At 71.6% G+C, this 12951-nt stretch carries 13 protein-coding genes; 4 read left to right on the forward strand and 9 right to left on the reverse strand.

Annotation, left to right across the window (positions count from 1 at the left end; genetic code table 11):
- Positions 1–13 precede the first annotated feature (13 nt).
- The gene (locus ACFXGX_RS25525) at positions 14–859 is read left to right on the forward strand and encodes an RNA-binding S4 domain-containing protein (protein ID WP_384795284.1); all 846 of its coding nucleotides are present in this window, start codon (positions 14–16) and stop codon (positions 857–859) included.
- Between the two features lie 170 nt (positions 860–1029).
- Here the strand turns inward: ACFXGX_RS25525 and ACFXGX_RS25530 are convergent, their stop codons facing one another.
- The 3 genes from ACFXGX_RS25530 to ACFXGX_RS25540 form a co-directional block, all read right to left on the reverse strand.
- Complete coding sequence (locus ACFXGX_RS25530) at positions 1030–1479, reverse strand: DoxX family protein (RefSeq protein WP_384795286.1); 450 nt, start codon at positions 1477–1479, stop codon at positions 1030–1032.
- A 127-nt stretch (positions 1480–1606) separates the two neighbouring features.
- Positions 1607–2284, reverse strand: coding sequence for a class I SAM-dependent methyltransferase (locus ACFXGX_RS25535; RefSeq protein WP_384795288.1), 678 nt, complete (start codon positions 2282–2284; stop codon positions 1607–1609).
- 117 nt (positions 2285–2401) lie between these two features.
- Positions 2402–3388, reverse strand: coding sequence for an acyltransferase domain-containing protein (locus ACFXGX_RS25540; RefSeq protein WP_384795290.1), 987 nt, complete (start codon positions 3386–3388; stop codon positions 2402–2404).
- Between the two features lie 96 nt (positions 3389–3484).
- Between ACFXGX_RS25540 and ACFXGX_RS25545 the strand changes: the two genes are divergently transcribed.
- A complete protein-coding gene (locus tag ACFXGX_RS25545) occupies positions 3485–3796 on the forward strand; it encodes a DUF6343 family protein (protein ID WP_384795292.1) in 312 nt (103 codons plus the stop codon).
- A gap of 68 nt (positions 3797–3864) precedes the next feature.
- Here the strand turns inward: ACFXGX_RS25545 and ACFXGX_RS25550 are convergent, their stop codons facing one another.
- The 4 genes from ACFXGX_RS25550 to rpsA all read right to left on the reverse strand — a co-directional run bounded on the left by ACFXGX_RS25550 (position 3865) and on the right by rpsA (position 7722).
- A complete protein-coding gene (locus tag ACFXGX_RS25550) occupies positions 3865–4245 on the reverse strand; it encodes a tetratricopeptide repeat protein (RefSeq protein ID WP_355767867.1) in 381 nt (126 codons plus the stop codon).
- Between the two features lie 50 nt (positions 4246–4295).
- Entirely contained in the window at positions 4296–4904 is a 609-nt protein-coding gene (coaE, locus tag ACFXGX_RS25555) for a dephospho-CoA kinase (RefSeq protein WP_384795294.1), read from the reverse strand.
- A gap of 78 nt (positions 4905–4982) precedes the next feature.
- Positions 4983–5921 carry a PAC2 family protein gene (locus ACFXGX_RS25560; protein WP_384795296.1) on the reverse strand — a complete coding sequence of 313 codons (939 nt, stop codon included), beginning with the start codon at positions 5919–5921 and terminating at the stop codon, positions 4983–4985.
- Positions 5922–6213: 292 nt separating this feature from the next.
- Complete coding sequence (gene rpsA / locus ACFXGX_RS25565) at positions 6214–7722, reverse strand: 30S ribosomal protein S1 (protein ID WP_384795298.1); 1509 nt, start codon at positions 7720–7722, stop codon at positions 6214–6216.
- 319 nt (positions 7723–8041) lie between these two features.
- On the opposite strand from rpsA, the gene ACFXGX_RS25570 reads away from it, so the two are divergent.
- The gene (locus ACFXGX_RS25570; RefSeq protein WP_384795300.1) at positions 8042–8902 is read left to right on the forward strand and encodes a class I SAM-dependent methyltransferase; all 861 of its coding nucleotides are present in this window, start codon (positions 8042–8044) and stop codon (positions 8900–8902) included.
- 36 nt (positions 8903–8938) lie between these two features.
- Positions 8939–11728: an ATP-dependent RNA helicase gene (locus tag ACFXGX_RS25575; protein ID WP_384795302.1), complete on the forward strand. Its 2790-nt coding sequence runs from the start codon at positions 8939–8941 to the stop codon at positions 11726–11728.
- Here ACFXGX_RS25575 and ACFXGX_RS25580 read toward each other — a convergent pair.
- Both ACFXGX_RS25580 and ACFXGX_RS25585 read right to left on the reverse strand, forming a co-directional pair.
- Positions 11718–12710 carry a DUF3068 domain-containing protein gene (locus tag ACFXGX_RS25580; protein ID WP_384795304.1) on the reverse strand — a complete coding sequence of 331 codons (993 nt, stop codon included), beginning with the start codon at positions 12708–12710 and terminating at the stop codon, positions 11718–11720. The two genes, ACFXGX_RS25575 and ACFXGX_RS25580, sit on opposite strands and share 11 nt — an antisense overlap.
- Positions 12711–12735: 25 nt before the next feature.
- Complete coding sequence (locus tag ACFXGX_RS25585) at positions 12736–12870, reverse strand: SPW_0924 family protein (protein ID WP_361695378.1); 135 nt, start codon at positions 12868–12870, stop codon at positions 12736–12738.
- Positions 12871–12951: the final 81 nt, after the last annotated feature.

Raw genomic sequence — 12951 nt, forward strand, 5'->3', positions numbered from 1 at the left:
TTAGAGTCGGGTCATGGCTTCTCAGGGTGCTGACGGGGAGATGAACGACGCGAGGACCGAAGGCGAGCGCGGCGCGGACGACGGGCAGACCGCCAGGTCCGGCTCAAGGGCCGGGTCCCGGACCGTCGCCGGAACCGACTCCGCGTACGACTCCGGAACCGCCTCCGGTGCCGGCACCGAAGCCGATGCGCCGGCTGCTTCCGCGAGCGCTGCCGCCGTCAGGGCCGCCGTCGCCGCGGGGCCCGCCGGGGGCGAGAGCGTGCGGGTCGACGCCTGGATCTGGTCCGTCCGTCTCGTCAAGACCCGCTCGATCGGTGCGACGGCCTGCAAGGGTGGCCATGTCCGGGTCAACGGGGAGCGCGTCAAGCCTGCGTACTCCGTCCGCGTCGGCGACGAGGTACGCGTGTGGCACGAGGGCCGCGAACGGGTCGTCGTCGTGAAGCGTGTGATCCGCAAGCGGGTCGGCGCACCCGTCGCCGCCGAATGCTATGTCGACAACAGCCCACCGCCTCCGCCGCGCGAGGCCGTGGCTCCGGCGGGTGTCCGGGACCGGGGCGCGGGGCGCCCGACCAAGCGGGACCGCCGCGACATGGAACGCCTGCGGGGCATGCAGACGGGATCGTCGGGCCCCGTCCGGACCTCGGGCCCCTCCGCGGGACCGACCGGCTCGACCGGCTCGACCGGGGCCAAGGGCACGACCAGGTCCTCGAGCAAGGGAACAACCGGGTCCAAGGGCGCGAACGGGTCCAACGGAACGACCGGGTCCTCGGGCGCGAACGGGGGCAAGGGCACGACCAGGTCCTCGGGTGCGACCGGGACCAAGAGAACGACCGGGTCCAAGGGCTCCTCCGGCCGCTGAGCCCCTCCCCGCAACTGGTGCCTTCCTTTCTCTCCCCCTCCCCCGCCCCTCCCTCCCCTCGCCTTCCTCCCCCCTCCCTCACCTCGCCGTGATTCCCGGCCGGCCCCGGACCTACATATGTATCGAGGGCTCCCCCGGTCCCGGAGGAGCCCTGCGTCCTTGCTGCGCCGTCACGCCCGGCGTCCCACCCGTCGCCGTACCAGGCGGAGCAGTTCGGTCGTGTGGCCGCGCCTGGACCAGGCGATCAGGCCGAGCGGCGGCATCAGGATGAGCGGGGTCGCCACGTACGGACCGTGGACGACGGTGACGTTGACGATGAACGCACCGACCATCAGCGCGCTGAGCGCCACCGCGGCCACCGAGTCCAGCAGCGGGATCAACAGGGCGAGACCTCCGGCGAGTTCGAGCGCGCCGATGACGTACATGCCGCCGTGACCCCAGCCCAGCTTGTCGAACGCCTCCGTCGCCGAGGGGTGGGCGATCAGCTTGGGAAGAGCGCTCGCGAACGCGTAGAAGAGGCCGAGGACGATCTGCAGTGCGGTCAGGGAGATCCGGGCCGCGCGGGAGCGGGGGGTGACGGCGGCGCGGGTGGCGGTGAGGGGGAAGGCGGTCTCGGACACGGTGGGTCTCCTGTGGGAAGCGGTGGTTGCTTTCACAGAGACAGACCTGGGGACTACGAAGAACTCATCGGCGCCGGACGGGATTTGTCGCGCACGGCCCCCGTCACTCACCCCCGGCGGCCGTCGCTCACCCCTTCACGGCCCTCACCCAGATTCCGTCGTCCGTCAGATAGCGGTCGACCCTGAGCCCCGACTCCGCCAGCGCCTCCTCGAAGGCGTCCTTCGTCAAAGGGCGGGACAGGAACGTCTGGGTCCACGTGGCATCCGGGAACGTGTACTCCGCGCGCACCGAGTCGGCCCCGTCCCCGACGGGGTCGGCGGACAGGATGCGCACGACGAATCCTGAAGGATCGGTGCGCTCGCGGGGCACATCGGTGTGGTAGTTCTCGCCCTCGCGCTGGATCAACACGCAACCGTCGTCGGCGACATGGCGGGCGCAGGTGTCCAGGAGCGCCCGCCGCACCCGGACGTCCCCGGCGTGCACCAGGAACGACGCCAGCAGCACGACGTCGAACGTCTCACCGAGGTCGAGGTCCTCGATGCTGCCGCGTATCCGCCGCGCCCCTCGGACGTGCTCCAGCATCTCGGCGGACTCGTCCACCGCCGTGACCGCGAACCCGAGCTCCAGGAGCGGATGGGTCATCCGGCCGACCCCGCTGCCCAGTTCCAGGATCTGCGCGGCGGCGGGCACGGCCGCGGTGATGATGTCCGGTTCCGTTCCGACGGGCAGACGGGTGTAGAGCTCGACCGCGCAGCCGTCCGGCGTGATCGCACCCGGTCCCGTGCCCTCGTATCCCTGACGCATCTCGGTCCTCATACCCGTCCAACGGACGGCTTCCGCAAGCCCGTTCCCTTCCCCCATCACTCATTCGGGTGACATGTTCGAGGGACATGTGTCCGAGTCCGAATCCGGTGGGCCAGCCTACAGCGCGAACCAGCCCCGTCCTCCGTACCAGTGGCCGCCCGCGAGCAGGTGGTCGACCACGGCGCGCTCGACGCTGTTGCGCCGCGGCAGTTCGCCGGGCGGGAGCTCCGGATCACCGAAGACGAAGCCGATGGGCATCGTGTCGTCCAGGGTCCTGTCCTCGGGGACCAGGTGGAAGCGGTCCTGGAAGCGGATGATGTTGGAGTCGGCCGGCAGATACCGCTTGAGCTGCGGGTCGAGCAGCCATGAGTCGCAGACGGCGATCCCGTGGCGCTCTTCGGGGTAGTGGTGTGCGAAGAACTCCCGCGCCAGATCGAGCGAACGGTCGCACGCGGCCGGGGAGAGCGGGCCGCGGAAGTCGGTGACGTGCAGGCTCAGACAGGGCGCGCCGGGGTGCGGGGCCGGTCCCGCCGACTCGGCGGCCTCGGCCGTACGCCGCCCCAGCAGGGCCCGCTGGAACTGGAGGCGGCCGAGCTGGAACAGCTCGCCGTGGAAGTGCAGGGCGATCCACCAGGGGAACAGCAGCCCGGGGCCGCCGGCCCTCCTGTGGTGCACGGACACATGACGGCCGAGGTCGGCGAGCGTGCGCCGCGACACGTCCTCGGGCACCCCGCGCTCCCGGTGATGGGCGCGGACGTACGGAAGCGCGGCGATGAAGACGTACAGGTGGAAGCAGCGTCCGAGCAGTCCCGTCGTCGCGGGGAAGGCGGGCGGCTCCCAGCTCTTGCCTATGTCTCCCATGTCCCGCACGAAGCGGGTGACGCAGCGCGCGAGGAGGGTCATGGCCTCCGGGTCGGCGGCCAACCGGGCGCGCAGTGCGACGAGTTCGTTGATGTGTTCGTGGGGCACGGACAGGTCGAGCAGGATGTCGGGCAGCGCGTCGGCGTCCGGGAGCACCGCCTCGCGCGGGACGGAACGCTCGCTTTCCAGGTCTCTCAGCCACTCGGCGGTCCTCGCGTCCGCCCGCAGCGCCGTCAGCAGCACCGTCGCCTCCCCCGGCGGCCGTGGTCCGACCGCTCGCTCTCCCTTGGTGAACGTGCACCACGAAGAGTACGTTTTCTCGTAGGAGTGGTGATCCTGATGCGTACGGGCAGTGAACCGGTGACAGCGCGCAGTGCTCTGCGGATGCGCTTGTGGCTGAGCGTCTGGGGGCTGATCTGGGCCATTTTCGGAACAGTCGCGTTCATCCTGGTCGGGCGGCCGGGCTGGGCCGCCGCGTGTGCCGTGCTGTGGGTGATCGTCACGGTCGACATGACCATGATCCTTCGGCACATCAGGGAGGGCCCGCACTACCAGCCGGGCCGTGACGTCCCGCCGTACGAGCCCGTGGACGACCGGCGCGGCTACCGGCCACCGGAGCGCCGTCGGCCGTCGAGGCCGTCGCACCCCTGACGCGGCAGCACGGCCGCGTCCCCTCGCACAGCGCTTCGGTGCTTCGGGCGGCGCCCCGCGAGCCGGCGCTACAGGTCGAACCGCGCGGCTTGCAGATACTGCGGCTTCGGGTCGAGCGCGGCCGCCAGTCTGAAGTGCCGCTTCGCCTGCTCGGGGCGCCGCTGGCGCTCATAGGTCCGGGCGAGCGCGAAGTGCGCGAACGCGTTGTCCGGCTCGCGTTCCAGGACGATCGTGAACTCCAGTTCGGCGGGCCGCAGTTGCGCGGCGGCGAAGAAGGCACGCGCGCGCAGCAGCCGGGCCGCCGTGTTCTCCGGGTGGGCGGCGATGACAGAGTCGAGCAGCTTCACCGCACCCCGCGGGTCGCGCGCGGCGAGCAGTTGCTCGGCGGCACGGAAGTCGATGACGTGCGTCTCGGGAGTTCGTCCGGTCGATCCGCTGGTCTCGGGCACGGCAGAGTCCTTCCCTCGCTGCAAGGGTTCAACGCCCCTCCGGAGGGGCCCTATTCCTGGGGTGTGCGGGCCCTGTGCGTGAGATCGGCCCAGACGTCCGCCACGCGCCGCTCCAGTACGTCCAGGGGCACGTCGTTGTCGATGACGATGTCCGCGATCGCCAGACGCTTGTCGCGCGAGGCCTGCGCGGCCATGCGGGCGCGGGCGTCCTCCTCGGTCATGCCGCGCAGGCGGACGAGGCGGTCGAGCTGGGTCTCGGGGCGGGCGTCGACGACGATCACGAGGTCGTACAGCGCGGCCAGGCCGTTCTCCGCGAGCAGGGGCACGTCGTGGACGACGACGGCGTCCTCCGGGGCCGCCTCCTCGAGGTCGCGCGAGCGGGCGCCGACCAGGGGGTGCACGATCGCGTTCAGGACGGCGAGCTTCTGCGGGTCGGCGAAGACGATCGAGCCGAGCCTGGGCCGGTCCAAGCCGCCGTCACCGGTGAGGACGTCCGCGCCGAAGGCGTCGACGACCGCCGCCAGCCCGGGAGTTCCGGGCGCCACGACCTCCCGCGCGATCCTGTCCGCGTCGATCAGCACCGCGCCGTGCTCGACGAGCAGCCGTGACACTTCGCTCTTGCCGGCGCCGATACCACCGGTCAGGCCCACCTTCAGCATGCCTCGCAGCTTAGGCCCTGCCACCGACAACCCCTCCGGCCGGGAGCCCGGAAGCTCCGGGAGCCCCGTGAGGAGGGGTCAGGCGTCGCCTTCGCGTTCCGCCAGGAACCGCTCGAACTCCTGGCCGATCTCGTCCGCCGAGGGGATGTCCACCGGCTCCGCGAGCATGTTGCCGCGGGTGTCGGCGCCCGCTGCGGCGTCGTACTGGTGCTCAAGGCCCTGGACGAGCGCGACGAGCTCCTCGTCGCCCTCCTGGATCTGGCGGTCGATCTCGGTCTGGGTGCGGTGCGCCTCGGTCCGCAGGGCGTGTGCTATCCCCGGAAGCACCAGGCCGGTCGCGGCCGTGATGGACTCCAGGACGGTCAGCGCCGCGTCCGGGTACGAGGAGCGCGCGATGTAGTGGGGCACATGGGCGGCGACACCGAGAACGTCGTGGCCGGCCTCCATGAGGCGGTACTCGATGAGCGATTCGGCGCTTCCGGGCACCTGCGCCTCGTCGAAGGGGCTGCGGTGGCCGGGCACCAGGTCGGTGCGGTTGCCGTGCGGGGTGAGACCCACCGGGCGGGTGTGCGGGACGCCCATGGGGATGCCGTGGAAGTTCACGCAGAGGCGGACCCCGAGCCGTTCCACGATCTGCTGGACGGCGGCGGCGAAGCGCTCCCACTCGGTGTCCGGCTCGGGGCCCGACAGCAGCAGGAAGGGCGCGCCCGTGGCGTCCTGCACGAGCCGTACCTCGAGGGTCGGTTCCTCGTACTCGGCCCAGCGGTCGCGCTTGAACGTCAGCAGCGGACGGCGGGCGCGGTAGTCCACGAGCCGGTCGTGGTCGAAACGGGCCACGACCTGGTGGGGCAGCGAGTCGAGCACCCGGTCGACGATCTGCTCGCCGGTTTCGCCCGCGTCGATGTATCCGTCGAAGTGGTAGAGCATGACAAGGCCCGCCGACTCCTGGGCGAGCGCCATGTCGACCACGGCCAGGCCCTTCGGCTCCCATGCGTACAAACCCTGCGGATCAAGCACTGTGACCGCTCCTCCTCGTGTTCGTACTGCACAACGTGGCCTGGGGCACGGACATTCCCGTCCCGGGCCGGTACCGCACAGCAAAGTGGGGCCGCACCCCCACCCGGGCGGCCCCCCTCTATAACCCACGAAGGAGGCGCGGGCGTTTACCACTAGGCGCCCCCCCGCGGTCACCGGGGGGGGGGCGGCGCCGGGCCGCCGCGGGGGCGGCGCCCGGGCCGGGCGGGCGCGCGCCGCGGCCCCGCCCCGGCGGCGCCCCCACTTCTCTCAGCTACTTGCTAGCGGTGAGCTTTCAGCTCTGGCCGCCGGCGAGCTTCTCGCGGAGGGCGGCGAGCGCCTCGTCCGACGCCAGGGCGCCGGAGTTGTCGTCCGACTCCGAGGAGTAGGAACCGCCGCCGCCACCACCGGAGGCAGCCGGAGCCGCGCTGGAGGTGCTGGCACCCTCAGCCTCGGCCTGCGCGTCGGCCTCGCGGGACTTGATGACCTGAGCCTGGTGCTGCTCGAAGCGCTGCTGCGCCTCGGCGTACTGGTTCTCCCACACCTCACGCTGGGATTCGAAGCCCTCGAGCCAGTCGTTGGTCTCGGGGTCGAAGCCCTCGGGGTAGATGTAGTTGCCCTGGTCGTCGTACGACGCGGCCATGCCGTACAGGGTCGGGTCGAACTCGACCGAGGCCGGGTCGGCACCGAAGGACTCGTTGGCCTGCTTCAGCGAGAGGCTGATGCGACGACGCTCGAGGTCGATGTCGATGACCTTGACGAAGATCTCGTCGTTGACCTGGACGACCTGCTCCGGGATCTCCACGTGGCGCTCGGCCAGCTCGGAGATGTGGACCAGACCCTCGATGCCCTCGTCCACGCGGACGAACGCACCGAACGGGACGAGCTTGGTGACCTTACCCGGGACGACCTGACCGATCTGGTGCGTCCGGGCGAACTGCTGCCACGGGTCTTCCTGCGTCGCCTTGAGCGACAGGGAGACGCGCTCGCGGTCCATGTCGACGTCGAGGACCTCGACGGTGACTTCCTGGCCGACCTCGACAACCTCGGAGGGGTGGTCGATGTGCTTCCAGGAGAGCTCGGAGACGTGCACCAGGCCGTCGACGCCACCCAGGTCCACGAAGGCACCGAAGTTGACGATCGAGGAGACGACGCCGGAGCGGACCTGACCCTTCTGGAGGGTCGTGAGGAACGTCTGGCGAACCTCGGACTGGGTCTGCTCCAGCCAGGCGCGGCGGGACAGGACCACGTTGTTGCGGTTCTTGTCCAGCTCGATGATCTTGGCCTCGAGCTCCTTGCCCACGTAGGGCTGGAGGTCGCGGACACGGCGCATCTCGACGAGAGAAGCCGGCAGGAAGCCACGGAGGCCGATGTCAAGGATGAGACCACCCTTGACCACCTCGATGACGGTGCCGGTGACGATGCCGTCCTCTTCCTTGATCTTCTCGATGGTGCCCCAGGCGCGCTCGTACTGGGCGCGCTTCTTCGAGAGGATCAGGCGGCCTTCCTTGTCCTCCTTCTGGAGAACAAGGGCTTCGATCTCGTCGCCGACCTTGACGACCTCGTTCGGGTCGACGTCGTGCTTGATCGAGAGCTCGCGGCTCGGGATGACACCTTCGGTCTTGTAACCGATGTCGAGCAGGACCTCGTCCCGGTCGACCTTCACGATGACGCCGTCGACGATGTCGCCGTCGTTGAAGTACTTGATCGTCTCGTCGATCGCGGCGAGGAATGCTTCCTCGTTACCGATGTCGTTGACCGCTACCTGCGGCGTGGTAGAGGTGGTCTCGGTGCTGCTCGTCATGTGGGAAAGGGCTCCGGTACGGACAGTGAGTCGTAGGTACTGCTTACGCCGGGAGCCCGTTTCGCCCTGTAGAAGCCGGACAGTGAAGGAAGCGCCCGACCCGGCACAGCCGGAGGCGCCTCGAAAACCGAGGGGACATACATACAGATGCGAGCACAGCCTGCTACGTCTGAGGAGCGCAGGCCCGCAGCGCAACTTGTAGCATACGGGGGCAGCCGGGCAGGGTCAATGCGCGAAGGCGCACACCCGGGGCGGATCGCCGCAATCCCGGCACAAGACCTGTCTCACAAGGCCACGCAGGCGGTAGGAAGCCTCTGCCGTGACACGCCCGAGACGGGTTGAACGGAAGAGTACGACGAGGGAGCCGATCATCCAAGAGCCCGAACCGTTCGAACCGGAAGCCACCCGGCGTGACTCGGATCTCATCGAGAGTTCCCGCGCGAATCGGGGCTGGTGGGACCGGAACGCGGACGACTACCAGATCGAGCACGGCACGTTCCTCGGCGACGACCGGTTCGTGTGGTGCCCCGAGGGCCTCGACGAAGTGGAGGCCGAGCTGCTCGGCCGCCCGGAGGACCTCAAGGACAAGGACGTCCTGGAGATCGGAGCCGGCGCGGCACAGTGCTCGCGCTGGCTGGCCGGGCAGGGCGCGCGCCCGGTGGCCCTGGACCTCTCCCACCGCCAGCTCCAGCACGCACTGCGCATCGGGGGCACCGTGCCCCTCGTGGAGGCGGACGCGAGCGCGCTGCCGTTCGTGGACGGCTCCTTCGACCTCGCGTGCTCGGCGTACGGCGCACTGCCCTTCGTCGCCGATCCCGTGCTGGTGCTGAGGGAGGTCCACCGGGTGCTGCGCCCCGGCGGCCGTTTCGTCTTCTCCGTCACGCACCCGGTCCGCTGGGCGTTCCCCGACGAGCCGGGCCCCGAGGGTCTCTCGGTGTCCGCGTCCTACTTCGACCGCACCCCGTACGTGGAACAGGACGAGGACGGCCGCGCGGTCTACGTCGAGCACCACAGGACGCTCGGCGACCGGGTGCGTGACGTGGTGGCCGGCGGCTTCCGCCTGGTCGACGTCGTCGAGCCCGAGTGGCCCGCCTGGAACACCCAGGAGTGGGGCGGCTGGTCCCCGCTGCGCGGCAACCTCATTCCGGGCACGGCGATCTTCGTCTGCGAACGGGACTGACGTACGCCCGTCCGGCGCTCGTACGAGACTGGGGTCGTGATCCGTTACGAAGCCCTGGACGAGCTGCCCGTGCGCGGCGCCCTGCCCTCCGTGGACGACGCCCTGGAGGGACACGGCGCCGCGGTCCTGGTGGCACCCCCCGGCACCGGCAAGACGACGCTGGTGCCGCTCGCCCTGGCCGGTCTCCTGGACGACGGGCGCCCGGCGCGCCGGGTGGTGGTGGCCGAGCCGCGCCGGATCGCGGCCCGCGCGGCCGCCCGGCGGATGGCGTGGCTGCTGGGCGAGAAGGTCGGGGAGAGCGTCGGCTTCACGGTGCGCGGGGAACGCGTGGTCGGCCCCCACGGGCGCGTGGAGGTCGTCACGACCGGGGTCCTGCTCCAGCGGCTCCAGCGGGACCAGGAGCTCGCGGGCGTCGACGTGGTCGTGCTCGACGAATGTCACGAGCGGCATCTGGACGCCGACACGGTGGCCGCGTTCCTGCTCGACGTGCGGGCCGCCCTCCGTCCCGAACTGCGGCTGGTCGCCGCGTCCGCGACGACGGACGCCGGGGGCTGGGCCCGGCTGCTGGGCGACGCGCCGGTCGTCGAGGCGACGGGGGTCTCGTATCCGGTCGAGACGGTCTGGGCGCCGCCCGCGCGCCCCGTACGGCCCCCGCACGGGATGCGGGTCGATCCGGCCCTGCTGACCCATGTGGCGTCCACGGTGCGGCGGGCGCTGGCCGAGCGCTCGGGTGACGTCCTGTGCTTCCTTCCCGGGGTCGGGGAGATCGCGCGGGTGGCCGGGCAGCTCGGCGGTATCGGGGACGTCGACGTCCTTCAGGTGCACGGCCGGGCTCCGGCGGCGGTGCAGGACGCGGTGCTCACGGCCGCTACGCGGCGCCGGGTGGTCCTCGCGACCTCGGTCGCCGAGTCGTCGCTGACGGTTCCGGGAGTGCGGGTGGTCGTGGACTCCGGGCTCGCGCGCGAGCCGAGGGTGGACCACGCGCGCGGGCTGAGCGCCCTGGCGACCGTACGGGCCTCGCAGGCGGCCGGGCGGCAGCGGGCGGGGCGCGCGGGCCGTGAGGCCCCGGGCGCGGTCTACCGCTGCTGGGCGGAGGCGGAGGACAGCCGTCTGGCACGGTTCCCGGACCCCGAGATCAAGGTGGCCGACCTGACGGCGTTCGCGCTCCAGGCGGCCTGCTGGGGTGATCCCGGGGCGACGGGGCTGGCCCTGCTGGATCCGCCGCCGGGCGGGGCGATGGCGGCGGCGCGGACCGTCCTGTCGGCCGTGGGCGCGGTCGACGCCGCGGGGCGCGCGACGGAACGCGGTGTGCGCATGTCCCGTCTGGGTCTGCACCCCCGGCTGGCGCGCGCCCTGCTGGACGCGACCCCGCTCGTCGGCGCGGCCCGGGCCGCCGACGTGGTCGCCCTGCTGAGCGAGGAGCCCCCGCGCGAGTACGGCGACGACCTGGCCGCGGCCTGGCGCACCGCCCGGCGCGGCGGCGACGCCTACGCGGCCCGCTGGCGCGCCGAGTCCCGCCGCCTGCGCTCGTCTGCGGCCGGCCTCGCGGACGCCTCGGTCCCCTCAGGTTCGGCCTCCTCCTCCGCCGCCGCCGCCTCGGCTTCGGCTTCGGCCTCCGCACCCGGTGCTGACACCGGCACCGGCTCCGGCTCCGGCTCCGGCTCCGGCTCCGGCTCCGGCTCCGGCTCCGGCCAAGCGTCCCCTTCGGGCTCCCCTTCCCCCGGCTCCTCCTCTACTTCCTCTGCCTCCCCTACCTCTCCCGTCTCCTCTGCCTCCCCTACCTCTCCCATCTCCTCTATCTCCTCTGTCCCACCTTCCTCTCCGGGCGGGCGTGTCGGGGAGCCGCATCCTGGGGACGACCGGGCGGTCGGGCTTGTGGCCGCTCTGGCGTTCCCCGAGCGTGTCGCGCATCTGCGGGGCGGCTCTCACCTCATGGTCAGCGGGACCCGCGCCGACGCCGGCGAGGGTTCCGTCCTGCGCGGTGCCTCCTGGCTCGCGATCGCCGTCGCCGACCGTCCCGTCGGCAGGGGGCACGCGCGCGTGCGGCTCGCGGCGGTGATCGACGAACCGACGGCACGGCGGGCCGCCGCCGGCCTGTACGACGAGGGCGACGAGGTCCACTGGGCCGGGGGCGACGTCGTCGCCCGGCGGGTGGAGCGGCTCGGGGCGGTGGAGCTGGCCGTGCGGCCGCTGCGCGACGCGAACCCCGGCCTCGTACGAGAGGCGCTGCTCGAGGGGCTGCGGGAGGAGGGCTTCGGTCTGCTGCGGTGGTCGGCGGACGCCGAGGTGCTGCGGCAGCGGCTCGCGTTCCTGCGCCGGCGGCTCGGCGACCCGTGGCCGGACGTCTCCGCGGAGGCCCTCCACGCGCGCGTGAGCGAGTGGCTGGAGCCGGAGCTGAGCCGTGCGCGGCGGCGCGCGGATCTGGCGCGGATCGAGGCCGGACAGGCGCTGAACCGGCTGCTGCCCTGGGCCACGGGGGAGGCGGCCCGGCTGGACGAGCTGGCGCCCGAGCGGATCGAGGTGCCGAGCGGGTCGAGGATCCGCGTCGACTACGCCGATCCGGCGCAGCCGGTGCTCGCCGTGAAGCTGCAGGAGATGTTCGGGCTCCAGGCGTCTCCGGCGGTGGCCGGTGTGCCCGTACTCGTGCATCTCCTGTCTCCCGCGGGGCGGCCCGCCGCGGTGACCGCCGATCTGGCGTCCTTCTGGAAGGACGGCTACAAGGGCGTACGGGCCGAGCTGCGCGGCCGCTATCCCAAGCACCCGTGGCCCGAGGACCCGGCGACCGCCGAGGCGACGCGGTACACGAACGCGCGGCTCAGGCGCTGACGGGCTCGGGGTCGGCGGCGGGGGCGGGCGCGGGTTCGCCGGGCCTGCGGCCGCGGGCCTCCAGGTACAGCGAGAGCGACAACAGGACCGCGCCCAGGAACAGGAAGCCCCAGGGGAGGTACGAGGTCATCATCAGGACCAGGGTGCGGTTGGACTTGACGAGGTCGACGGTGTGCCGGATGTAGTCCTCGCGCATCTTCACGTCCCCGGAGAACGCGGTCACCTTGTCGCGGCCGCCCAGGAGTGTGCCGCCGCGGAGCTCCTCCTTGTGGATCTCCTCGCCGTTGACGGGCGCTCCGGTGACCGGTTCGACCCAGAACTTGCGGACCGTGGTGTACCAGCGGGTGGTGCCGGTCTTGTCGAGGGACTCGGGGGTGACGCCCTGGACGGGCATGACCTTGGGGAACTTCACCTTCGTCCAGGGGATGGTCTGCTCGAAGTAGTAGACCTTGACGCCCCGGAAGGTCGTGGTGCCCTTGTAGTGGATGGGCGCCGAGGTGCGGGTCTGCGCGTCGAAGTACTCGTAGTCCCGTTTCTCGGTCCTGAAGGGCCACTTGAACTCGATGCCCTGGCGGGTGACCGGGTCGCCGTCGACGGACTCGCCGGTGGCGTGGACGGGCTCCTGGCTGTGCGCGTCGAAGATGTAGCGCTCGGGGAGCTTGGAGACCATCTTCCCGTCGGGGCCCCGGACGTAGGAGAGGGAGTCCCAGACGACGACGTCACGGCCGGCGGTCCGCTCGATCTTCTCGGAGGCCTCGACGTTGCCCTTGAGGGTCTGGACGACGGTGACCTTGGAGACCTTCCTGGCCGTCATGGTGCCGTAGTCGAGGAGGGTCGCGTCCTTCGCCTCCAGGACCATGTCCTGGTACTGGCCGGCGGGGATCTTGGCCAGGCGCGGGAAGGCGTACCAGCGCAGCAGCGGGGACAGCGCCGCGAAGAACACGGCGAGCGCGAGCAGGATCAGGCTTGCCTTGCGGCGCATCTCGACGGCCCTCCCGGTGCGTGCGTCAGGGGTGCTTGGGGACGGTGGTGAGCAGCGGTTTCGGCGAGGTGTGTCCGGCCGGCGAGCCCATGGCCGTGACGGTCAGGACCAGCGCGAGTGCCGCGGCGAGACCGGTCGCGGCGGCGATGAGGGCACGCATGCGGGCCTCCCGGGGCCAGGAGCTGATACATCGTCAGGTCCGGCACCGTAGCAACGGCGGGGCGAGATGAGAACACGTCGT

Source organism: Streptomyces sp. NPDC059371, from assembly GCF_042751995.1.
Classification (GTDB): domain Bacteria; phylum Actinomycetota; class Actinomycetes; order Streptomycetales; family Streptomycetaceae; genus Streptomyces.

Bases quoted from the DNA above. Each gene is read 5' to 3' on its own strand.
- ACFXGX_RS25545 (WP_384795292.1), top strand. From the start codon at position 3,485: ATGCGTACGGGCAGTGAACCGGTGACAGCGCGCAGTGCTCTGCGGATG.
- rpsA (WP_384795298.1), bottom strand. From the start codon at position 7,722: ATGACGAGCAGCACCGAGACCACCTCTACCACGCCGCAGGTAGCGGTC.
- ACFXGX_RS25580 (WP_384795304.1), bottom strand. From the start codon at position 12,710: ATGCGCCGCAAGGCAAGCCTGATCCTGCTCGCGCTCGCCGTGTTCTTC.
- ACFXGX_RS25535 (WP_384795288.1), bottom strand. From the start codon at position 2,284: ATGCGTCAGGGATACGAGGGCACGGGACCGGGTGCGATCACGCCGGAC.
- coaE (WP_384795294.1), bottom strand. From the start codon at position 4,904: ATGCTGAAGGTGGGCCTGACCGGTGGTATCGGCGCCGGCAAGAGCGAA.
- ACFXGX_RS25525 (WP_384795284.1), top strand. From the start codon at position 14: ATGGCTTCTCAGGGTGCTGACGGGGAGATGAACGACGCGAGGACCGAA.
- ACFXGX_RS25585 (WP_361695378.1), bottom strand. From the start codon at position 12,870: ATGCGTGCCCTCATCGCCGCCGCGACCGGTCTCGCCGCGGCACTCGCG.